General features: G+C 43.3%; 16 protein-coding genes. 3 read left to right on the forward strand and 13 right to left on the reverse strand.

Annotation, left to right across the window (positions count from 1 at the left end; all coding sequences use genetic code 11):
* The first annotated feature begins 42 nt into the window (after positions 1 to 42).
* Positions 43 to 1,521 carry a glycoside hydrolase family 28 protein gene (locus tag BWI44_RS09800; RefSeq protein ID WP_195208723.1) on the forward strand — a complete coding sequence of 493 codons (1,479 nt, stop codon included), beginning with the start codon at positions 43 to 45 and terminating at the stop codon, positions 1,519 to 1,521.
* A 79-nt stretch (positions 1,522 to 1,600) separates the two neighbouring features.
* On the opposite strand, the gene xyl3A is transcribed toward BWI44_RS09800, so the two are convergent.
* Both xyl3A and BWI44_RS09810 read right to left on the reverse strand, forming a co-directional pair.
* Positions 1,601 to 4,189 carry a xylan 1,4-beta-xylosidase gene (gene xyl3A / locus BWI44_RS09805; protein WP_195208722.1) on the reverse strand — a complete coding sequence of 863 codons (2,589 nt, stop codon included), beginning with the start codon at positions 4,187 to 4,189 and terminating at the stop codon, positions 1,601 to 1,603.
* Between the two features lie 88 nt (positions 4,190 to 4,277).
* A complete protein-coding gene (locus BWI44_RS09810) occupies positions 4,278 to 6,083 on the reverse strand; it encodes an AMP-dependent synthetase/ligase (RefSeq protein ID WP_117692763.1) in 1,806 nt (601 codons plus the stop codon).
* 227 nt (positions 6,084 to 6,310) lie between these two features.
* On the opposite strand from BWI44_RS09810, the gene BWI44_RS09815 reads away from it, so the two are divergent.
* Positions 6,311 to 6,931 carry a porin family protein gene (locus tag BWI44_RS09815; protein ID WP_118216821.1) on the forward strand — a complete coding sequence of 207 codons (621 nt, stop codon included), beginning with the start codon at positions 6,311 to 6,313 and terminating at the stop codon, positions 6,929 to 6,931.
* Between the two features lie 75 nt (positions 6,932 to 7,006).
* Here BWI44_RS09815 and BWI44_RS09820 read toward each other — a convergent pair whose 3' ends face one another.
* From BWI44_RS09820 to BWI44_RS09855, 8 genes are all read right to left on the reverse strand, one after another.
* The gene (locus BWI44_RS09820; protein ID WP_118216820.1) at positions 7,007 to 7,852 is read right to left on the reverse strand and encodes a DUF5106 domain-containing protein; all 846 of its coding nucleotides are present in this window, start codon (positions 7,850 to 7,852) and stop codon (positions 7,007 to 7,009) included.
* 17 nt (positions 7,853 to 7,869) lie between these two features.
* Positions 7,870 to 11,019, reverse strand: a complete 3,150-nt coding sequence (locus BWI44_RS09825; protein ID WP_130069913.1) for a DUF4906 domain-containing protein — start codon at positions 11,017 to 11,019, stop codon at positions 7,870 to 7,872.
* A 65-nt stretch (positions 11,020 to 11,084) separates the two neighbouring features.
* The gene (locus BWI44_RS09830; protein WP_195208721.1) at positions 11,085 to 12,581 is read right to left on the reverse strand and encodes a hypothetical protein; all 1,497 of its coding nucleotides are present in this window, start codon (positions 12,579 to 12,581) and stop codon (positions 11,085 to 11,087) included.
* A gap of 76 nt (positions 12,582 to 12,657) precedes the next feature.
* Complete coding sequence (locus BWI44_RS09835) at positions 12,658 to 13,683, reverse strand: FimB/Mfa2 family fimbrial subunit (RefSeq protein ID WP_195208720.1); 1,026 nt, start codon at positions 13,681 to 13,683, stop codon at positions 12,658 to 12,660.
* A 15-nt stretch (positions 13,684 to 13,698) separates the two neighbouring features.
* Entirely contained in the window at positions 13,699 to 15,642 is a 1,944-nt protein-coding gene (locus BWI44_RS09840) for an Mfa1 family fimbria major subunit (RefSeq protein WP_195208719.1), read from the reverse strand.
* Between the two features lie 68 nt (positions 15,643 to 15,710).
* A complete protein-coding gene (locus tag BWI44_RS09845; protein WP_195208718.1) occupies positions 15,711 to 17,153 on the reverse strand; it encodes a DUF3868 domain-containing protein in 1,443 nt (480 codons plus the stop codon).
* An 11-nt stretch (positions 17,154 to 17,164) separates the two neighbouring features.
* Positions 17,165 to 17,746 carry a DUF3575 domain-containing protein gene (locus BWI44_RS09850; RefSeq protein WP_171032072.1) on the reverse strand — a complete coding sequence of 194 codons (582 nt, stop codon included), beginning with the start codon at positions 17,744 to 17,746 and terminating at the stop codon, positions 17,165 to 17,167.
* Between the two features lie 497 nt (positions 17,747 to 18,243).
* A complete protein-coding gene (locus tag BWI44_RS09855; RefSeq protein WP_186972276.1) occupies positions 18,244 to 19,206 on the reverse strand; it encodes a tyrosine-type recombinase/integrase in 963 nt (320 codons plus the stop codon).
* Between the two features lie 242 nt (positions 19,207 to 19,448).
* On the opposite strand from BWI44_RS09855, the gene BWI44_RS09860 reads away from it, so the two are divergent.
* On the forward strand, positions 19,449 to 20,525 hold the full coding sequence (locus tag BWI44_RS09860) for a M20 family metallo-hydrolase (protein WP_195208717.1): 1,077 nt from the start codon (positions 19,449 to 19,451) through the stop codon (positions 20,523 to 20,525).
* Positions 20,526 to 20,784: 259 nt separating this feature from the next.
* Here the strand turns inward: BWI44_RS09860 and BWI44_RS09865 are convergent, their stop codons facing one another.
* From BWI44_RS09865 to BWI44_RS09875, 3 genes are read right to left on the reverse strand one after another with little or no spacing between them, the layout of a single operon-like run.
* Positions 20,785 to 22,098, reverse strand: coding sequence for a murein hydrolase activator EnvC family protein (locus BWI44_RS09865; protein ID WP_195208716.1), 1,314 nt, complete (start codon positions 22,096 to 22,098; stop codon positions 20,785 to 20,787).
* Complete coding sequence (gene lolB1, locus BWI44_RS09870) at positions 22,095 to 22,691, reverse strand: lipoprotein insertase outer membrane protein LolB1 (RefSeq protein WP_007660698.1); 597 nt, start codon at positions 22,689 to 22,691, stop codon at positions 22,095 to 22,097. Before lolB1 ends, BWI44_RS09865 begins: the two co-directional genes overlap by 4 nt.
* A complete protein-coding gene (locus tag BWI44_RS09875) occupies positions 22,688 to 24,448 on the reverse strand; it encodes a tetratricopeptide repeat protein (protein WP_394368901.1) in 1,761 nt (586 codons plus the stop codon). Before BWI44_RS09875 ends, lolB1 begins: the two co-directional genes overlap by 4 nt.

Below are 24,448 nucleotides of genomic sequence, written 5' to 3' on the forward strand. Positions count from 1 at the left end.
GTATTCATATTTTATCACATATCAAAGAACATAAGACAAACCATGAAACGTTTATCTATTTTTATTGTGGGAATAATGGTGGCTGTGGTAGCTATGTCCCGCACATTCGACATGAAACAGTTGGGAGCAGATGCCAAAGGTATCAAGTCCTGTACGGAACTAATCAACCGAACCATTGAAAAAGCAGCTTCAGAAGGCGGCGGAACTATTTATTTCCCTGCCGGAACTTACCTGACTGCTACCATTCACATGAAAAGTAACATAACGTTGTACTTGGAATCGGGTGCAGTTTTGCGTTTCTCCGACAAGTTTGAGGATTATCTGCCCTTCGTCACCTTACGTTGGGAAGGTACTGTGATGAAAAGTTTATCACCACTGATTTATGCACACTCAGCAGATAACGTAACCATTTCCGGGCGCGGTACACTGGATGGAAACGGATTAAAGTGGTGGCTGTGGGAATTTGATACCCGGAAAGTGATAAAAGAAAACGGCGGCAAACTCCCTGCCTTGGATAAACTGCAGCAGATGTGGGTGGACGCTAATAAAGATCTGGAAATATCCGACTATTACAAACCCTCATTAGAACGCCGTATGTTCCGCCCGCCTTTTATCCAGTTCTACGAATGTACCAACATCCTTATCGAAAATGTAAAGATCATAAACTCTCCTTTCTGGACTATCAATCCGGCATTTTGTGATAACGTGACAATACACGGGATTACTATCAATAATCCGTCAAGCGATCCCAAAGGCCCCAATACGGATGGCATCAATCCGAGTTCCTGCCGAAATGTACGCATCTCCGATTGTCTTATCAGCGTTGGAGACGATTGTATCACCATCAAATCCGGACGTGATGCTGATGGACGTAAATATGGAAAAGCCTGTGAGAACATTACAATCACCAACTGTATTATGCTTTCCGGGCATGGTGGAGTAGTCATCGGTAGTGAAATGTCAGGTGGAGTAAAAAGAGTGGCAATATCCAATTGTGTATTTGACGGAACTAATGCCGGTATCCGGTTAAAAGCATCCCGCGGGCGCGGCGGTGTAGTAGAAGATATCCGGGTAGATAATATTGTAATGAAGAATATTCAGGGAGATGCCTTTATCTTCGACTTGTTTTATGACCGTTTATCGAAAGTGGAGCCTGTAAGTGAACGTACACCTATCTTCCGCAATATTCATTTGAGTAATGTCACAGGAAATGATATAAAACGAATAGGATATATAAAAGGAATTGAAGAGATGCCTGTATCCGAACTCTCCTTTTCCAATATGAATATAGTAGCCGAACAAGGATTTAAAGCGGAAACAGCAACAGATATACGATTTAACAATGTCAGCTTTACAGTGGACGAGGGACCATCATTCTACTTCAGACAATGCAATGGCATATTCCTGAATGATGTACGTTCAAAGAAGCCGATTGCCAATCAGCCGGTAGTAAATATAGAGAAGGATGTGGAGAATGTGAATATCATTCATTGCGACTCCACACAGATCATGAGAAAATAACTTCCAACAGATGATATACAAATTACGCGGGTCTTTAAGTGCCCCGCGTAATCTGATATTCAAGAAGTACTCTTTATTACTATTTTATGGTAACTAAAGTTCGTTGCAAAGATTCATCCTCCGAACTGCCACCTACCATAATATCATAAGTTCCCGAACAGACTCTCACTGTATTGGTTTGTTCATCCCACCACTCCAATTCCTTATCTTTCAAATCGAACTCTATGTTAACAGTCTGTCCGGCTGGGATAAATACACGCTTGAAAGCACGTAGTGTTTTTACAGGACCTTCCGCATCACCTTGTCTTTTAAGATAAACCTGAACGACTTCTTCACCGTCGCGTTTTCCCGCATTTGTGACCGGAACAGTTAACTTCAAAGTTTGTCCGGCAGTAACCTCACTCTTATCAAGAACAACTTTACCATAACTGAAAGTAGTGTAACTCAACCCATATCCGAATGAGAACAGCGGGGTATCCTGCATGTATCTATAAGTTCTCCCGGTCATATTATAATCTTCGAAATCAGGAAGCTGAGATACATTTCGATAAAATGTTACCGGTAATCTACCCGCCGGATTATAATCGCCAAACAGCACTTCGGCAACTGCCGTTCCACCTTGTTGTCCCGGATACCAAGCCTGCAGAATGGCTTCACATTTCTTAGTTTCAGGTTCCAATCCGATAGGAGATCCGGAACAGTTAACCAAGATAATCTTTTTGCCGGCACGGTACAAAGCATCAATCAGCTCACGCTGAACTGCCGGAAGTTCAATATCCGTACGGTCACCTTTCTTAAAGCCAGGCAGGTTGACTCCCATTTCTTCTCCTTCAAGACTGGGAGAAATACCACTTGCGAAAATAACGATATCTGCCTCCTTCACTTGCTCGACGGATTTCTGAATATCGACCTCTCTCTTGAAGCCAAGATCGAAATTTAACTGAGCATCACTCCGAAGATATTCAAAATCGAGTTCTATGTCATAGGATTGACCAGCCTGTACTTTCATGGCATGAGTCGTTTTACGGGCACCATGCTTATTAGAGAAACTTTTCACCTCTTCTCCATTTACACGAAGACGCCCGTTTCCGTAACAGTATACTTCAAGTACGATTTCTCCGGATTGTACAGGAGTAAATACACTATTATAAGTAGCAGAGAAGTCCGTCAGATTTACTCCCGGAGCGAAAACCGTGGCACCCGAAGTGCAGAAACGGAAAGGAGTGGTGACCTGAGTAGTAGTCACAGGACTACCTTCACGCGTCAGATTATTCCAGTAACGGGCAGTGAAACCAGGGCCATCCACCGACTTACATTGGCTGAATGCACTATGAATCAAGGTTCTTTCTACCCACGGGCAACCTTGTTCATAAATCAGTTTATCATCAGCGCCGAGCAAATTCCGCACTCCATCCAGAATAGTTACAGTGTGCGGCGGCATTCCATTGTAATTTCCCCATTGCATGACAGAATCATTGGCATTGGGGCCCATAACAGCTACTGTCAGCCCTCCACGCCTCAACGGCAAAAAGTTATCCTTATTCATCAGTAACGTCATGGATTTACGGGCTATTTTCAATGCCAATGAATCATGGGCAGCAGAAGCGACTACAGAGAAAGGTATTTTTGCCCAAGATACTTTTTCCAAATCATCCATTTCTCCCAGCTCGAAACGGGCTTTCAACAAACGTTTCACGGAAGTATTTACTTTTTCTTCAGAGATCAATCCTTTTTTTACACTTTCCACCAAAGCTTTATAACTGGAACCACATTCCAAATCAGTACCACTCACTACAGCTGCGGCAGAAGCAGACTCAGCATCCGGATGCGTGTGGTGTCCACGGTCATTATAAAAATCGGCAATGGCACCACAATCGGACACAACTATACCATCAAACCCCCATTCATCGCGTAAGATTTGCATTAACAAGCGGTTGCTGCCACAACAAGGTTCACCTTCAAAACGGTTGTAAGCGCACATCACTTCTTTTACTTCTCCTTCTTTCACTAAGGCTTCGAAAGGTGGCAAATATGTTTCATACAAATCGCGAGGTTTGATATTCTCCGCATTAAAAGAATGGCGGTTCCATTCGGGACCGGAGTGTACGGCAAAGTGCTTGGCACAAGCATGCAACTTATCATAGTCTCCGTCTGCAGGGCCCTGCAACCCTTTTACTACCATTACTCCCATCCGGCTTGTAAGATAAGGGTCTTCGCCATAGGTTTCGATACCTCTCCCCCAACGCGGGTCACGATAAATATTGACCGTAGGCGTCCACATAGTTAATCCCTGATAACGCTCACGGCTGCCTTTAGATGAATAATAAGTATTCTTGGCACGCGCCTCATCAGACACGGCAGTGAATACATCATATACCGTTTCGGGGCTAAATGACGCAGCCATACCTATAGGCTGAGGAAAAACGGTAGCTAACCCTGCACGAGCAACCCCATGTAGTGCCTCATTCCACCAATTATACGGTTTTATACCCAATCGTTCCACGGGACGGGAACCATCCATCATGAGTTGTACCTTTTCTTCCAGTGTCAGTTCTTTCACCAACAGGTCTGCACGTTCTTCAGGAGACAATGAGGTGTTTTTGTAAGATACTTGTCCACAACCGGTCAAGACTAAAATAGGCAATAGATAAAAAAGTTTCTGTTTCATACTTTAAAGTTCAATTAATAGAACTTTGCAAAAGTACAAAACAGAAACTTCTTTTATGGGGAAATATTAGTTGTTGAAGTGTATTTTTTTACTCTTCGTACATCTTATCTATCAACTCCTTGTAGTTCTTTGCAACTACAGGGCGCTTCAACTTCAAGGTATTAGTCAGTTCACCACGTTCCATGCTGAAAGGTTCGGGTAAAAGAGTAAAGCGCTTCACTTGCTCATAGTGTGCAAACTGCTGTTGCAAGGTATCTATGCGAGCACGGAACAAACCGATCACCTTAGGATGCTGCAGCAGCTCTTCCATATCCTTATATTCAATCCCTTTTTCCTTGGCATAATCTTTCACGAAGCCATAGACCGGAACAATAAGGGCAGACACAAATTTACGCTGGTCGGCAATAATGGCAATCTGATCAATGTAACGATCAATAGCCAGTTTCGTCTCCAACGCTTGCGGACTAATGTATTTTCCGTTGGAAGTTTTAAACAAGTCCTTGATCCGCTCCGTCAGATATAGCTGCCCGTCTTTCATATAACCAGCATCACCGGTATGGAACCAGCCATCTTTATCAATAGCAGCAGCAGTAGCTTCCGCTTTCTTATAATAACCTTTCGTGATAGTCTTTCCACGCAGAAGTATTTCGTTCTCCTCACCGATTTTCACTTCCACATCGGGCATTATCGTACCTACCGAACCTATTTCATAACCTTTGTTGAGGAAACAGGAGACAGTAGCCGTCGATTCGGTCAGACCATAACCAACCAACATATTGATGCCTACCGAATGAACAAATTCACAGATTTCATCGGGCACGGCAGCTCCCGCAGTAGGGAAGAAATTACCGTTCTCAATACCAATCGTCTTTTTCAATAAAGCATAAACTGTCTTTTCGTAGAACTTATATTTCAGTTGGTTCATCAATGGCGGAGTTTTACCTTTACGCAGATAATCTATGTTATGTATCTTACCTACCTTAATGGCATCCAGCATCATAGCTTTCTTCAAGCCTGTTTCCTGAGCAATCTTCTCCTGCACACCGGCATACACTTTTTCCCAAAAACGGGGAACACTGCACATCAATGTCGGACGGATTTCTTTAATGGTAGTCTGGATATCCACAGGACGGAGGTTAATGCAAATCTGCACGCCTTTATGAATACAAAGATATGTCCATGCTTTCTCGAAGACATGTGTCAAGGGAAGGAAATTCATGGAAACATCCTGATCAGTCATATCTACCAGACGGATATCATGGATACGGAAAGCCTCCATATAGTTAGAGTGATGCAACATTACCCCCTTCGGTTCGCCAGTAGTACCGGATGTATAAAGAATGTTCGCAAGGTCATCATCCGATGCACGGGAAGTACGTTCTTCCACGATATCGTTGTTCGGCAAAGCTTTTCCTGTCTCCAAAAACTCGTCGAAATAGATGGAAGTCATGTCACGAGGGTCGCGTACAACAGCCCGGTCGAAGATGATCAATTGCTGCAATGATTGACAAAAGCCAAAAACACTGAAAGCCGCATCATACTGGAATTGCTCGCCTACGAAGATGTAACGTATCTGAGCATCATTGATAATGTACTGTGCCTGTGCCGGTGAACTGGTAGCATACAGAGGTATGGTCACTGCACGGTTAGCAAATGCCCCGAAATCCACATAAAGGCATTCGGGCTTGTTCTGAGAAAAGATTCCTATGTTTTCTTCCTCCTGCACTCCTAACTCTACGAGTGCATTCGCAACTTGTCGAACTGTTTGTGAGAATTGATTCCAAGTGATGGGTATCCACTGCGACGTTTCGTAATCCCTGTATTTCAGAGCCACCTTGTCGCCATACTTCTCTGCCCGTCGATGTACGAGGACAGATAAATGATGATAAGTCATATTATTCATATATTGGTAAATACGGCACAAAGGTAGTGGTTTCATTTGAAACTATTTCTATATTGAGAATTAAATATTTAGTATATACTTCTGTAATATTAGTACTATCCTACTATAAAAAGAAGCAACTACTCTACATTTTTATTCGTTTTTCCAAAGAAACACAAATATATGTATATATTTGTAGCCGATAGTTTTTTAAATATCAATACAATAACTTAACTGATATGAAAAAGATTCTAGCATTAGTCGCCATACTGGCGATAGGTTTAGGGAGTGTAAACGCACAGGAAAGCCTCAGATGGGGTATCACGGCAGGTATGAATGTAAGCAATATCAAAGTTAGCGGCTTTGATAGCCGGGTAGGTTTCCATGCTGGTGTTAAGGCAGAACTTGGATTGCCCCAAGTAACAGAAGGAGCTTATATGGATTTCAGCGCATTACTTTCTTTAAAAGGAGCTAAAGTAGATGGCGGCGCTTTAGGTAGTATCAAACTGAATCCTTGCTATTTAGAGATTCCTGTACATATCGGTTACAAATATGCTGTAAATGATAATTTCACTTTATTTGCTAATGCAGGTCCTTATATTGGAATCGGATTATTCGGGAAGTTAAAAACAACGGGCGAAATCAAGAATGAACTTGAATCCAGTATTGGTACTTCATCTGAAAATATTTTCGGTGATGACGGTTTCAAACGTTTTGATCTTGGTTTGGGGTTAAAAGCCGGTATGGAGTTCAGCAAAAAATACCAGATTTCCATTGGTTACGATTTCGGTTTAACAGAAACTTCAGATGCAGGAACCAAGAATCGGAATCTGATGATTTCTTTAGGATTTATGTTCTAAACAATATAGAATGATTAGAAAAAGGGCACCATAAGTGCCCTTTTCTGTATATTTTTCAATTGGCTTACCACAGCATTACTCTTGAATTTTCAACAGAAGTTGATGCAACGACACTTCTTTCTTCACCACCCGTTTCTCTCCATCAAGTAAATACATCATCGGCATATCAGGTAATAAATAGCGTTCTTCCTGGCATATACAACCCATATCGAAACCTGTAAGCCACTGGGTAGGCAGATCTTTCAAGGAACAGTTCCACAAGTCTCGATCTTCTCCTACGCAAATGGCAAGCACGGTAAGTTGCCCACTTTCTATCTGTTGTTGCAGACAGGAAGCGGTGCTCAAAGCGGTGATGATTTCCCGACAATGTAAACAATCGGGATCGTAGAACAATAGCAATAACCTATAGGTAGCAGGGACGGTGTATAAGGTTTGCAATTCACCATTAGGTGTGAGATAAGTAAAGTCGGTTGCCATTGTGCCGGGACGGTTCTTCAAGGCAGCGGAAAGCAGAAAACGAAAACGCGACTTTTCTGTTTCGTCCAGTAGGGAGGTACCTACAATTTCTTCCAAAAAGGGAATGAAGTATTCTTCATTCTGCATGGGTGAGCCGAAAGTGTAGAGATGCTTCTCTGCCAGTCGTGCCAAGAGTCGGTAAGCGGTTTCGTCAACTTCAGCACGCTGCATCAAACTCTTTACAGCCATGATACGGGCTTCGGCTTGAACATGCGGGAAGAGGGAAAAATAGCTAATGAGGTTCTGTTCCATAAAAATGGAGTTGCGGCTGTGCAGGGTATCCGCAAAGTTCAAACTGTCCCAAAAGTGCGTCAAAAGGTAGGCGGCACGCTCTTGGGGAGTGCGCAGGGGGACGAGGATAGCGGCAAACATAAGGCATAGCAACAGAAATATTTTACTACTCATTTTCACCGAACAAGAAATCAGGGATCCTCTACACACCGAATGAAGCAGGCATCACTGTGATTTGTCCTACTCTTGGCATCAGGTTCATCCGGTTCGCCTAGCTCCTTTTTAAATACATTATTGGCAGGCATATAATTAAAATCCAACGTAAAATAATTAAAATCCCAAGCTATAACATCTTTATAAACCGTTCCATTTCGTGTTAGATTTGCATTTTTATCAAGCCAATAGATTGCCCCAGGACGCCGATAAAGGTCAAAAAGCAAAGGCCTGTCTTTTGCCTCAGAGGCAGGCATAGCTTCAGTTCGTCCCGCAGCGTATCTTAATACGGCAGATTCCCAGCTATCTTTCCGATCTCTATGTTTACGATGTCCATGTCCAGCCACTCCTATAGGAAAAAACAGATTCCTGCCACCATAGGTATCATCTTCCGATGTGTTATATACAAAAGTTCCACGCATTCCATAACCAGCTCCTGTGTCACCTTTTTTTTGATGCTTGCTATATATATATCCATATACCTCCTCTGTTTTGGAAAGCGTCTCTGTCGCCTCATTTCCATAAAGCACTCCATAAGCTTGCTCAATATCATCATTATTCCACAAGACTTCATAGTCTTGTAAAGAAGCTACCACAACTGTTTTCCCATCCACAGTACCAGATTCAAAGTTCCCCTGATAAGTATCAGCTGCTATATCTATCCACTTCTTCTTATTATTAATATCTCCTGCAATTACATATTCTTTCCAGCCCTCGCTATTAAAATTATTAAAAGAATTATTTACCGCATCAAGCGGCTCCTTCCAATTGCCGAATCTAAACAATGAACCTTCATCCAACGGGCATTGCCCCTCTTTGTTTTGGGTTCTCATATTACAAGCATGCCATTTTCTTCCATTCGAAATTAAAGCCATAGGTGCTTTACCTTGACGAACAAATATCAAATGAACGCAACTGTAATTATGGTATTCCACCCGAACAATAGCACAACGCGACTCCGTTTCTTTTATTTCCCCATTGAATCCGATTGTAAAATCAATAGGAGTACCCGTACTTCCCTTTATTGTGTCACTCCCTCCATCAAGAGTAACAAAATTCTTTGGTCCTCTCACTACATAAGCTTTCCACGCCCCTTCTGAAGTAAAGGTTTCGAAGGAGTCACTGGATTCCTTAGGAAGACGTTTTAAGACAACATGAAAAGGCGTAGTTGAGTTATATTCGCGCCAAACACCCTTGGGATTTACTACACGACGTACTTGTATGACTGTAGATTTACCCTCTACTGTTTCCGTATCATTAGGATCACCCACTTTCTCCATTACAGCCGTGAATTTAATCACGGCCTTACGCTGGTAAGCTACATAAGGATTATTTCCAGTATATCCGGTAACGGGTATCATCTGTTTAGCACGAGTATATATGGGTAAATTGAAAATATATACATTTTTGTCTTGATCATATTTCATCGTATATGTACCATCAGTGGCAATATTATCTACGGTATTCAGTTCTCCGTCTTTATAATAAACCCTACTACCACGTTGATGTTCTTCATAATAGGTTTGATTAGTCCATTTTTTACCACTATTATCTGTCTCTTCAATCACAGTCATTTTAGTCTTTCGTAAAGAAAGAAATCCATTCCACACATTCTTCTGAGCAGTAGGAGTCGCATCCGGATCCATTTGCTTAAAATACTCCAATGCTGGGTCCGGTTTATAAGGTGCCCAAGCATTTGAATCAATCTTCGCCTCAAATGACTTCAACCGATACCCCTCCCGCACATTAACCTTTACAGGCATTGTTGCCGAATGATTATAAAGATATGAAATATAGTAAGGCACAGGTGCTTGAATACTAGGCACCTCTTCTTTGTACTCAATATGCCAGTCAGCATCATTGGCAAAACGATTGAACACTAATGTCAATTTATAGTGATGATTTCGTTCAGCATTGTAATCCGTTTCCACATCCTTACCAAGCATAAAACGAAATTTAATTTTTCCACTTCCAGGTCTCTCTGGATGAATAGAGTGATAATAACCTTCTACTTCGATATAGGTGCCATAAGGTTTGTCATCTTTCAAACTATACGTCTCGTCGTCTTCAAAACCGGGAGCATCAAGCACTCCGTCCCCCTCCTTGTCCTGCCGTTTATCTTTTCCGTTACCTTGCATGTTTTCGTAAAAGAAAAGCGACGTTAAATCTTCAGCATGAGCTGCTTTTTTACCACCTTTTTTCTCGTACTCGTCTTTGGTCAAAGCAACCTCACAACCGGAATAATAATACGGCTTACCTTTGGTGATACGGGCCTTCCAGAACTCATTATACTCTGTCGCACCTTTTGCATAATCAATAGACTCTCCTACCGTCACAAGATCTTCTACTTTTTGTATGATATTCGTATCTCCTAACAGACAGACAGATGGAATATCTCTAATCGTTACGGATTTAAGGTAAACGAATATCCCTTCCTCAAGTTTAGATCCATCATATGCAATCGTTATCTTTGATGCCGCCCGCCGTATCCAAGCATGCAATACCATCCCCCCTTTATTGATAGTCAGCAATGGCGCATCAGCCTCCGTAGAAGCTTCGCTAAAGAATCCGAACATTTGTTTATTGGCAGCAATGTTCGCCACGTTCCATTTAAGGGAAATACTTTTTAATCCCTCTTTTGTCTTTATAGCCTCCTCGTATTCGGAGAGGTCGTCCATGTTTGCCACCGCATAGATATAATAATACCCGAAAGGAACGGTCAGTTTGAAGTCCGCATGGGGAGTCTTGGATTCGGCGGGGGGAAGATCCTTGTTTTCACCACCGATTGATTCGGTTTTGTGGTCTGTGCGCTCTTCTTCCGAAAGCACGTATTCCCCTTCTTTGGGGATACTTCCGGCTTTTGCTTCAATTAACGGATATTTCTTCACTAACTTTCCTTCCACATCATACAGTAGCACACAAAGGCTGTTGATATCCTTTATCGCATCACCAGGCGTACGTGTACTCCCGTTCAGCGCAGGCATAAGGGGTTTGAACTTCACGGTTCCGCTGATGACGCTTTCCCCCTCACCTATGATTCCGCCACCATACAGCAACTCATCCTTACAGGAAGCCGTACAAAGAAGTAGTACACATAAAAATATGTATGTCAAAAAGTTGTGTTTCATATCTTCTGTCATTTTTTCAAGTATGTTTCTATACTATAAGGAGCAATTAGTTCTTCAGTATTTTCTTATTCCTCCGGATTAACCGGCTTTTCCGGGTCGCCCAGTCCGAATACAGGATCCAGCTCCACTTCCCAATAAGGTTCCACATCCACTTCCCAGTCGAGCGTATAATCATTGAAACTGACATTTACCTTTACGTGCGTGTTGCGGAAAAGGGAGGCAAGATGCTCCAAACCAGCACTATATTTTCTTTCGACCTCTCTCCGCTGCGTAGTGCCATTTTCCGATTCTTCATCCAGAAATATTTCTTTTGTATAGACGGTCAGTTCATATTCCTGCAACTTCAAATCGGAAGCAACCGCACCGCTTCCTGTTGTGCCGCCCTCTTCGGTGCCGATAGTTTTCAGCGTACGACTTTCGGGCAGATAAGCGGATTCAGATGAAACAGGTATAGGTTCGTTGACACCGCTTGCCGATATGGCAGGAACCGTCACCGGACTTTTGAAATCGACCCTGACACGAGAGCTTTCTTCACCGGATTCTCCTCCCGAAGCGTCCACGGGCGGTATATCATAGTCGGTCAGCCATTGGTATTCTATATTGCCGTTCCCTTCGGTTTTCTTTGCTTCCGCAGCCATCCAGTTTATCCAGTCCCATTCCGTCACCTTGTGGTTCGCGTCCGGGGAATCGGTTTCAGGCAAAGATACAGCAGCATCACGTTCCGAATTCACTACCCAGTATTTTCCTTCGGCATTCCTGTTCACATGCGGCATCAGAAACATCCGGTCCCCGACGGCTTTAGTGAGGGAGAATCCGGTCACAGTGATGTTCCGCCTTGAAGAACGATTGATGAAATTGAAAGAAAACTTAGTGGCGGCACGTACCACATAAAGAGGAGTCGGAATAGAAAATTCATCCTTCTCTATGTCCTTTTTATCGGGTATCTCAATCTCATACATGGCCGTCATGGGAATGCCCAAGATGGGGTCGTATCGGTAACCGCCTTCGGCATCGCTCAGATTGAATACAAAATCATCTATCGGGGCCTTGCCGATTTCCTTATCGGGAGCAGCAAGGGAAGTTTCCGGAATAAAAGAGCCGTTGCTTAAGTCGATTTTTTCCTCCCGGCCATCTATCAGCCCGACGCAGTTCGCCAACAGGTAGATTCTTTTCCTGCAACCGGCTTTCACCTTGAAAGTATATTCGTCGGTCAGTGGCACGCCGATGCCGGAAACGCCTTTCACCAAACGGCTGTGCTCTACCCCCCATCTCTTGCCAGCTTCATTTGCATTGCCAGTTTCTCCTTCCAAGGCATTTCCCTCTTCCGGGGCCCTATTTTCCGAGACAATCACCACAAGCAACTGGTTGATGCGGGCATCATCGGGCGTTTCGTTTGCGCGGGTGAAGACTCCCGCCACGGCTGTATGGAAAGTAAGGTATATGCTGTTCTCTTCCGCCTCTCCGCAGGGCAGGTCGAAAGATTCGTTGGCGCACGATGCGAACCCCAGCAAAAAAACGCACAAGAGGCCAAGTCCGATGATATGTCGATACTGCAATTTCATTTAAGACGTTTTTTCCTGATTGATAAACTTGTTTTTTGAGTTTCCGTTCTCTTACTCTTTATTCTTGTTCTCTTCTTTACATTTCGATGTCGTTGATTCTCACCACCCAGTCGTTCACCACAATACGCGTCTGCAACCAAATGCCCGCTTGTAGGAAGAAGTAGAGCGTCCAGCGGCTTTCGCGGTCCAGATACTCTTGGTCGCCCATCTTGCTGTAACGGTCGCTGCGCATCAGCAACAGATAGTTGTTGAGCGGGAAGTCTATCACGGTTCCTCCATCTTCGTGCCGCTTCACAAGCAGACGCGGAGAATTCTTGGTCATCAGCCGCGAGGTGCAGAGTTCGGCATAGGCCACTTCGACGGGCTGGGGCACCACTTGGTCGGGACCTACGATAGAGACACCTGTCTGCGCTTGTCCTTTAGCCCAGGGAATGTAGGTGACATCGCCGTTGGGCAACAGGTCATTGTCATAGTTGAAGAACGTGTTGTCATCAATGATTTCGAAGTCGAAGTCATCGGCTTTAACCGGTGTTCCGTCTACATGCTGCAACACGATGCGTATGCTGTTGGTATTCTTCATCATCTTCACTGTTCCTTCACTATAGAGGTCGGCAGTGGCGAGGGTGAGTTGTCCCCAAAACATATCATGCAGGTTGCGGCGCTCGGGCACGGTGAGGCAATCAGCATCCATGGCAGTGCGCAAGTCTGTCCATTTGCCGCCTGCCGCGGGCGCTTGCAACAGGGAGAAAGAACTTTTGTCGCACGCCAACCCTCCGTATGCCACGAAATGATAATTTCCCTTTTCAAGATCCAGTGTCATCCGGTAATCTTCGTCCTGCAATTCCGTCCCTGTCACTATCCTTGTATCTACGTAATTGTCCTTGTCATCGTATATGTAGAGCGTCAGGCAGTCTACTTGCCTGGGGAACGCATTGGCAAACTCCATGTTGTAGTCATAGACGAAATGTAGCGATACACCGTGCGGACATGGGTCAAGGTCTTCGAATATCCGCTCACACGAGGACAAGGCAACAGTTGCCAACACAGCGCTGAGCACCATGCCGGCAAACTGTGAAATTATATTCCGCTTTCTGCTTTGCATATCCGGTCGGTTTTCTTAGAATTCGATATTGTTTACGCGTACGGTCCAGGGGAGTACTTCAACGGCAAGAGTGATATAAACATCGCCCTCTTCATCCGGCTTGTTCGGATCTACGGGATCCGGGTCGTTTTCTGTTACACGTGGATGGCCAAGCTGCTTAATTCCCGTCACCGCAAGTTTATAGACATTATTACGTACCACGGCAAATTCCATCGGCCCCATTACGCCATCGTTGCCATTATTATTGTGACGGTTCCAATAGTAATAGTAGCAGAAATATCCTTTATTATTTTCCGAATCTATACTAGACTGATAAAGAGTGAACTCAGCACCTGTTGCAGCTTTCTTGAACTTTTTAAGTGCATCCGCATCAGCATGTTTCCCCTCATTATACCATTTATCCCACCAATAATCAGGACTTGTATCATCATTACTATAAACAGCATTACTACCCGCTACTACTTCCGCTGTATTTTTCTTACCAAATACAGTTTCATAGAAAATGTGGTCAGTCTTATTTTCAATAGCATATGCACGCACTTCGCTCCAGCGAACAAACATGTGACTACCGTACACATATAAAATAGGATCTTCGTCGGGATCACCAGTAGCTTCATTTATTACTTTCTGCAAATCAGCACTGGCATCCGTAGTCGCTACCATTTTACCTTTGAATACAAAACCTGTAGTAATACCATTCCTTTGGCTATCGGCTCTAGGAATCGTGTTTTCGGTTACATAACGCCAGATGTGATAGTCTTTATCACGCCATTCATCATTATCTCCCTTAATCACATCAGATATTGATACGTTATACCACTGTTCACGCGCTACTTTATCAATAGCCCAAGCTCCGCTTGCAGAAGATCCCAAACAGAAATTAAAACTTCCTCCAAAATCAAATGAAGCGAGATTATCTGCCGACTTTGCTTGCGCATCAGTATCTACTACATAATTATTTGCCATTTCTACACCGCAAAGTGTAGAATTGTCATTCAAGCCATCCGCAGATACACGACGCAAGAAATAAAAATGTTTGCTCATGTTCACCAGTCCCATTTTCTGCAATTCAATCTGAATGGTCGTGACTGTACTTTCACCTTTATTCTCTGTTACCACATCATATTTTTGATCACGGTTTTTGCTTCCATCCTTAAAGTCAAAACGAGCAACCGCACGCTCCACTCTAATACTTCCCCCATTATTTATCTCAGTATCAGTGCTGGAAGCATTATTCTTACCCGACAAATTGAACGCTTTAGCAGAAGAGGTATGCGCATCCCATGTCTTCAAATCCTTAGGAATTCTTTTTGAGACATCCGCATCACTAGCTGTAGACATCAGAAAACCACCTTTATAGTCCTTTCCTCCCCAAGCCAAAGCATCCTGACCACTCAGATCACCATTCGGAGTTTCGTTTATCTCAGCTATTTTATTCATCCAGTCGCTTTTATCATTTCTTCCATCCACAAAAAAATCTGTCAGGCCTTTAGTCGGATTACAGAAAACATATACATTGATTTGATTATCTTCCAGTACTCCGTTTTTTCCTTTTTTTTCGTAATAACTGGCTAATGTAGTTTTACTAATCTTATGAGTAGATTTGACAGTCGTATTACTTATAGTCAAATCCTCCGTATCCAAGCCAAAGGCAATGAGCTTATTGGTTGCCTTATCGGCCAGCACCAATAAAACCCGTTTTACTTCATTTTCATAATCCTTTCCAACTTCAGTCCCGTCTGTACTTGTCCCGTAATCACCATCCCCAGGTGTGTTGGTTTCACTGCGTGTTCCTGCCCCTGCCACCGGCAACTGCACTTGCACATTCATATACACAGCATCCTCCGAATCTGGATTCGGAGTGTTTCCGCCCTCTTCCCATTCGTCGTTGCTACATCCGGCAATAAGTCCTATTGCCAAGATTCCCATGAAAAAATTGCTCCAAAATCTCTTTTTCATAGCGTAATCAAATTAAATGTTCTATAATTAAGTTTATTCTATCCGATTGATTCTTCTGTTTTCTTATTTTATTCCAAACTCTTTCTTACCTCTTCCAAGCGTTTCAGCATCTCTTTGGCCTTTTCCTGTCCTTTCCGGTCAGCCTCTTTCAGCAATGTTTCGGCCACCTCATAATTGCCGGAAAGGGCAGCGTGGATGCCTCGAGCATAAGCTGCCTCGGACGTATCACCGGATTTTTCCAAATATTTTTCTGCTAAAGGCAAGTTGCCTAAGCGCATAGCGGTATTGGCAGCGTTCAAGTTCGCAGTGGCATCTTCGGGGAACATGCGTACAGCTATCTCGAAAGTTTCATTATACTCTTCGCTGCCCGGTTCCATGTCTTGCGCCACGAGGTACATCTCTTCCAAGCTCAATTTCTGCGGTTGCGTCCGTAACAGATGCTTTATTTCTTCCGGATCAGTATAGGCACGCACTTCATAACGCACCACGTAGTCGGAGTGACGCAGCCCGGGATAGACTTCGCGCAACAGATAGGCATAATCATCTCGATAATTCACCTTAATCTTACGGTCTTTGGCATCCGGTTCCATGTCACTGTCTATCAATCGCAGAATCTCATCGCGATGAGTCAGATGCGAGCCTTCCACAAAGCGTCTCAGACCTTCCCAGTCTTCCGGTTCATAGCTGGTGGTGAACAGAGAGTCGGGGAAATGGTATTGCTTGCGCACGTATTCTTTCAACGTTGCCGTACGCCCTTTAGCCAAGCGTATATTGTTTGTGTACGAACCTTCGGGCGAAGCGTATCCCTTGATACTGATCGCAAGAATACGGGTATCAGCATCTTCTCTCACGGCATCTATCGTAGCAAGAATCTTCTTCAATTCTTGCGGATTACGGCGGTATTCAGGATACACTTCCGTACGGTTTACAGGAAAATCGATGTAGGCTGAGCCCTCTATCTGGTTGATTTTTTGTTCAGCCTTCGGACGTATGTAGACGTATTCGGGGAAGAAAGTCATCACGCTCTTTTCCGGAAGTACGTTCTCCAACAGAGATATGTCATTCAGAATGGGGGCACCGCAACATCCGTTGGTAGTATTGGAAACATTCAAAGCGGCGTTGGTCATCCATTTCTCGTAAGGCACTACCAAGCGGTATTCTATGACATCCCGTTCGCCGCTACGGTAGAGTTTATCGAGGCTCACGGTAGATTTGTTGCGCAGATGATGATAGTAGCGATTCCGTCCCGCTACCATCACTGCCGGTAATTCTACCAGATGTTCGCCTTTGCTAAGTATAGGGGCAAACACCACTTCGCGGTTCGTGCCGACCTTGAGTGCCGAGACATCAAGGTCCAGGGAGACAAACAGTTTATCTTCTTGTCTGGACACTGCCAGGTTTCGCACTTCCATCTGCCCGTCCATCAGTGACTGGGCTTTCAGCACCGGTGCTGCACATAGGGGCAACAAGGCGTAAATCAGTATCTTCGCTATTCCATATCTTACATCCATAACCGTAAAATTTAAAATGTATAAACCAGGTTGATTGCCGCTTTCGTGGGACCTATATAATTGTGTGATTTATCTTCGGCCACTTTTGTCCCACAATGCGCACATGGGTAGACATCGTAGCGAGTATAAACCCACCCGAAACCAAACAAAGCCTCCAAATTCCAATGTTTATTAAGTATCCACGAATGGCCATACACTAACCCGAGACCTGCAAACCAACCTTGATAACGTTTGTCGGAGAGCCCGGAGAAGTCGGTTCCGAGAAAAGAAAGGTTATTATCCAGATTTCCCACATTGTATTGTCCGACAAGGGCATGCGCACCCACAAAATGACCCGCCCACCGATCGCAGAACCAGTAGCGTGCCTCGGGTTGCAGAAGCCAGTGTTTCCACTTCCGGTCGTGAGAGAGGGTCCAGCCATTATAATTGGCCGACACGTCCAACGTCCATCTGTCCGCAAGACCTACCTCCACCCCCGCATTCAGCGTGGCGAAAACGTCGTATAGCAAATTACTTTTTAGAGCCACCTCCTGACATTTGGCTCCCATGCTAAAAAGACCTAAAAACAAAAACACATAAAGTTTTAAAGTCATCTTTCCCATATATAAGATTTATTAATATCAAATATATATTTCTCCATATATTGTGGAGAAAGATTTATCAATCTATCAATAAAGTCTCCTAAAATAGAGATCAAACAAAATACTATATGCCCGGCCTATATACCGCCGGTAGTGAACAATGATAAGTACTCAGAATAAACATAGATATTACTGAAATCACTACTCATTGTTTTTAATACAATCGCAATTCTCAATAGTGTCCAAGCGTTCTATATTTTTGACAGATATATTTTTCAAACTGTCGTTTCAGGATTCATCTCTTCCCAAGAGATGGATAGTAGTATAATCTGCCAAAAGAAAGGGGGGAAATAGGCATATACAAAGTGATATTCCAATATACAAATCAATATACAACTGGTATTACTTGATAAAAAAAATCAGGTAGGTGCTTGGATAATTTTACTGTTTATCATAATTTTGCAATCCCAATCCATCTCTTGGGAAGAGATGGCACCTCGAAAATTTGCCTATATAGAATTTATGATCAACCGATTAGCGCTATCCACGATCGCAGTATCAAGTGAGGCAAGATAAATCAATGTCGTATTCTCAGAATCATGCCCCATTCCCTCGCTTATGACAGAAAGGGGAATATTTTTATTTTTAGCCACACTTGCCCATGAGTGGCGGGCAACATACATAGTCAAGGGAATGGATACATCCAACATTTTCCCAATAAATTTCAACTTCCTATTCACAAGATGAAGTGCATTATTGTATTGTGTCCTCTCCTTTATCCCCACTTCGCGAATGATAGGAAGTAAATAAGGAGAACCTTGTGTCACTGGATATTTATCGAGTATTTCCTGCATATTTTTTTCCCACCTTACCAAAAGGCGTTGTCCTGTTTTCTTACGCCGATAAGAAAGAATCCCGTTCTTCAGATCGCTTTTCTTCAAATAAGCCATATCTATAAATGACATACCACGAGTGTAGAAACTGAAGAGAAACATATCACGGGCATAATCCAGCAAGGGAAGTGCTGACAACTCCATATGCTTGATGTTGCGGATTACCTTTAAGGAAAGCCCGCGCCTGACAGTCTTTCCGATCCCTGTATACACATATTTAAAAGGATACCTTTGCACGGTAAGTCCTTTTTCTACCGCCCGGTTGTATACGGCACGCAAAATCCGGTTATAGAAGGAAACAGTATTCATATCTACGCCAGTGGATTTAAGGTAGGCTTCATAAGAGACCAATAAATCCGCATCAAACTCTTCCCAAAGTATGTCTCTACCCTGAAGAAAACGCATGAAACTATTAAGCGTACTGGTATAAGTCTCTCCAGTACGTACTTTGCCCAATGCATGCATACGATGGATTATTTCTTGCATAAATGGTTGTAAGAAAGCATTCGGTGAGGTACTGTTTTTTACTTGTTTACTCTCCGTAGAAGAAGATTTGAATTTAGTTTTAATAGATTCCATAAATAATAAATTTAAGTAAATAATTTAACAACTGCTCTGATTTTCAGAACATAACTTCATCAAGATACGAATTGAGGAGGTTTTTATGACTATGCAGTAAGTGAAAACAGAAAAACAGACTGGAAAGAGAATCAAGAAGAGACCAATAAGAGACTTATAAAAAGAAAAATCAGAAACCATTTCTAAGCATATATCAAGATTTATCCATAAATTTGCATTTTGATAATTTATTTGAGAAAGATATGGCTTACGATATACTTACAATGGTTTCTGAGGCAACCGGAGTTCTTAAGTCTCTGATTGCTATTCCTTCCATAAGCCGCGATGAAGAAAAAGCGGCAGATTATCTACAGGATTATATTGAGCTACAGGGCATGACAACCGGGCGAAAAGGCAATAACATCTGGTGTCTCAGCCCGATGTTCGATTTAAATAAACCCACATTGTTACTAAACTCACATATTGACACCGTGAAAGCCGTGAACGGTTGGCGAAAAGACCCATTTACCCCAACCTTGGAAAGTAACGGAAAACTATACGGGCTGGGAAGTAATGATGCCGGCGCAAGCGTTGTCAGCCTATTGCAAGTCTTTCTACAGCTTTGCCGCACCACGCAGAAATACAATCTCATTTATCTTGCTTCCTGTGAAGAAGAAGTGTCCGGAAAGGGTGGTATCGAGTGTGTATTACCGGAACTTCCTCCGATCCACTTTGCCATTGTAGGCGAACCTACCGAGATGCAGCCCGCTATTGCAGAAAAGGGACTAATGGTACTGGATGTAACTGCTTATGGTAAAGCCGGACATGCTGCACGAAACGAAGGAGACAATGCTATATATAAGGTATTGGAAGATATCGCATGGTTCCGCGATCATTGCTTTGAAAAAGTATCCCCGCTGTTAGGTCCTGTAAAAATGAGTGTAACACAAATAAATGCAGGTACACAGCACAATGTAATCCCAGACCGTTGCACATTTGTGGTAGATATCCGCAGTAATGAATGTTATAGCAACCAGGAGCTATTTGCCGAAATACAAAAACATATTTCTTGCGAAGCCAAAGCACGTTCGTTCCGCTTAAGTTCTTCCCACGTAGAAGAACAACACCCGATAGTACAACGTGCTGTGGCAATGGGACGTGTGCCTTTTGGTTCTCCTACCCTCTCCGACCAGGCACTCATGTCATTTCCTTCTCTCAAAATGGGTCCGGGAAAGAGTAGTCGTTCCCACACTGCAGATGAGTTTATCTTTATAAAAGAGATAGAAGAAGCCGTCGGCTTGTATCTTGATCTTCTGGATGGAGCAACCATCGATTTCTAACCCCTCCTCCCCAAGACAGCTGCTTTCATATAAGGGGATAAAGACATCTGACATAAGGGAGAAAGACATCAAAGCCAAGAGATTATCGCATCAAGATACTGGCAGTTTCAGGTGTTAACCAAGGTTGACAGGCCTGTTAACCTTGGTCAACGGGTCTGTTAACTGCCGTTGACAAGCCTGTCAACCTTGGTTAACACCCGATTATCCTTTAGGAAAAATAAAAGAATCAATAAGGTAAAACAAAACTATACCTGATACGCTACCTATTCAGCCACGGCTCCGGATTCAGTTTCTCCTTCTCCTTACGCAACTGGAAGTGCAGCACTGTACGTCCATTGTCTGCACCATCCGAGAATACTTGTCCGAGGACTTGCCGGGTAGTTACAGTATCGCCCGTCTTCACTGAGGCTGAAGATAAATTACAGTAGACAGATATGTAGTTTCCATGACGGATTAAGATATTGAAAAGGCCGTTCAGTTGGAAAACAGCAGCCACCTTTCCATTAAAGATAGCACGTGCCTGTGCACCGGGCTTGCCTTGAATATCTATCCCTTTATTATCCAGTTTCACATTACGAAGCCCCTCTACAGAATACTGCCCATAGCGGCTGGTTATAATATAAGGTCCGGTAATAGGCATTGGCAACTTGCCACGGTTACTGACAAAGCTACCGGAAAGTTCCCGGTCTGCCTTATCCATCGTATAGGTTTCAAGAGGCGCCGCTTTCTTCGTTGTAGCCTTTTCGGAAGAAGAATTTGCAGCCGATTTCGTTTCTTTAGCAGCAGCTTTTTTACGGGCAGCAGCTTCCTTGCGGGCTTCTTCAGCTGCACGTTTACGGGCTTTCTCTATTTCCTCGGCTATCAAACGATCGATACGTGCATTCAGCTGGTTGGCTTCCTTACGCTTTTTATTGAGTTCATTTTGCAAACCGCGTTGTTTCTTCTGCAGGTTGGCCACCAAAGTCCTCTTTTCTTTTTCCTGAACTTCCAACTTTTCTTTCTCGACTTCACGCTCTTTCAGTAAACTGGCTTTCGCTTTCTTTACCTGTTGCAGTTCTGTTTTCTTTTGATTGACCTGTTCTTGTTTTTTCAGAATCTCTTCGCCTTGCAGACGCTGATAGTCGGCATATTCACGTACATAGCGCAAACGGCGATAAGTCTGCGACAGTGTTTTGGCCGAAAGAATAAAAAGAAGTTTATCTTGAACGGAACGATTCTTATACAGATATTGGACAGAAGACTCATACTTCTTTTTCTTATCCTTCAAGTCATTTTCGAAGCGAACTAGCTGACGTTCCAGTTTGGAGAGTTCACGATCTATAGTCTCCATATCATTATTGATGGCAAGGATGTACCGTTTCCGTTCTTCTATCTGTCCGGTAAGGGCGGCAAGCCCGTTCAACTGGCTACCTACGTCTTTCTTTGTAGTGTTCAAGAGTGTTTCCGACTCAGCTATCTGCTTTTGCAAAGCGCCCCGTTTACTTTCCAACTCTTTTATCATCTTGTTGGATTGGGCGCAAAGCGGCAGAGCCAGACAGAAACAACCTATGAAGATACAAAGAAAATGTCTCATAACTTCGCCAGCATCTCTAAAAGTTCAGTCCATTCAACTTTAGTATATCTGGAAGACACCTGAGTAGGTGTCAACGATATCTCTTTGTTCGAGAAGTCAGTAAGAACAATTTTACCTTTCTCTAAAGAAGGGATACCCAGTTCTTTGCCCGTCAAAGTGGCCTTACCACCGGGTTTGGCAGCATCAAAAAGAATCTTTTCCAGATAGGCAAAGTCTGCCTTCCTAGGCAGGATGTCTTTCAATTCTTTGCGGGTAGCCTGAACATAACGTTTTCCCATACGATCTACGACCAGTACATCGTTGGGAGTGATTTCCAATCGAGCTATTTCACTGCGAAGAATAGGCATCAAAAAAGAAAGTTGCATACGTTCTCCGCTCACAAGCTTCATTGTACCATTCACTGTAACTGTACCTCCTTTATTAGGAATGGTCAGTTGTACCTTAGAAGACAAATAGCGGGGTTCTCCTGTTGATGAAGTCATTTTCCGGGAAGTCTTACAGCCGGAAAGACCTAGCACTAGACTTAGGAGAAGCAAAAAGGGCAGGATACGAATACATCCTGCTGTGCTGTATTTGCTGTGTAATACTCTCATTCTGGTATATATTTCTTTTTCTCAATCTTCTTTTTCAATGTTTTGGACTCACTGCCCATTTCCTGGGCCTGCTTCCAATACTTCAAGGCACCGTCCACATCACCGGTCATATAATAGATATCACCGCAATGCTCTACAATGGTGTCACTCTTATCACCCTCATTCTTCATAGCATCGTCTATATAAAGGCGTGCTTCAGCATAATTACCTTTCTCAAATAAAATCCAGGCATAAGTATCCAGGTAAGTAGAATTATTCGGCTCAGCCTTCACGGTTTTATAACTCATTTCCTCCGCTTTATCCAGATCACGACGTTCCAGAGAAAGATAATAAGCATAGTTATTCATGGCTCCGATATTCGCCGAATTGTAAACCAATGCAGAATCATAAGCGGCATAGGCCTCTGCATTCATCTTTTTCGTATGATAAATATCACCCATGATGGCATAGAAATCCGAAACGACTTCTTTCTTGCTCTTTTCCGTAATGTTTCCCAATGCCTTCTGGCAAACGGCAAGTGCATCGTCTGCCCGTTCTGCCTGATTATAAGCTATAGCAAGATAGAAATAGAATTCCAACATATCCGGATTGGATTCAACACCTGCCTCACAAAGCCGGATCACTTCTTTATAATCTTCTTTACGAACCGCTTCACCCAGAAGCGTCATACGGGCGGCTGTGTTGGTAGGATCTATGTCCAACACCTGTTCCAGCACAGGCATTGTTTCTTTATTCATCCCTTTAGAAAGGAGATATTGGGCATAGAGCATAGGCATTTGTGCATCGTCCTGATCCTGTTCCAGGATACGGTCGAAAAGAGTAATCACACGAGTACTATCCTTGCCTGCCCGTTCATTCTCAACCACAAACTGGCGCATCACATTCAGTTTAGTATCGGATGGTACTTTCTTGTTCAACAAAAGGGTATCCAATTGCTGTTCATAGAGTTCTTTCTGTCCGGTCTGCTCATAGTAGGATGCTAATGAGTACATGGCCATGGCATTATCCGGTTCGGTAGCAAGTACTTTCTTGTACATGTTGTAAGCTTCATCCTTCTTGCCATTCTGCATATAGACATCCCCCAGCACTACCTGATAACGCATATCCATCGGATATTCTTCCACCAGACTTTCAATCTCACGGAAAGCACTCTGATTATCTTTCATCTGCAAGTAGATGCGGAATTTCTCCATACTGAGCTGCTCGTTCTTACCCATTTTTTCTTCCAGACGATTCAGAGTAGTAATCACATTATCATACTCTTCCAAACGATTATATATTTCCAGTAAGCCGTACAGAGCATCCATCTTATCCGGGAAGCGGGTGACCATGCTTTCCAGCAAGTCAGTAGCCTTTTGCATCTCGTTTTGTTGCTGGTACAGACTTGCCAGTCCCTGACTATACCAGTAATTATCCGGATCATTCTCCACAGCTTTTTCTAAAGCTGCCTGTCCCTGAGGAACTTGTTTGAGGAACATGTAATATTGCGATATTTCATATAGAGCCGATGACGCATTCGGATTGATGCTCAGACAGTGCTGCAACAAATCGAAAGCAGCTCCATAATCATTTTGCATCTTCAGGCGGGAGGCTTCCAGAAAGAAGTAATCGTATTTACGCTGTTGTTCGGGCGTAAGCACAACCTGCGTCTTCATCCCTTTCCGTTGCTTCTTACCTCCCTGACGGGAAGTGCCACACGATACAAGTAACGCGCACAATAGGAAAAGCGATAGTATGTTAAATCTAATCTTCATCAT

Source organism: Bacteroides sp. Phil13, assembly GCF_001940965.1.
GTDB classification, from domain to species: Bacteria; Bacteroidota; Bacteroidia; order Bacteroidales; family Bacteroidaceae; genus Bacteroides; species Bacteroides intestinalis.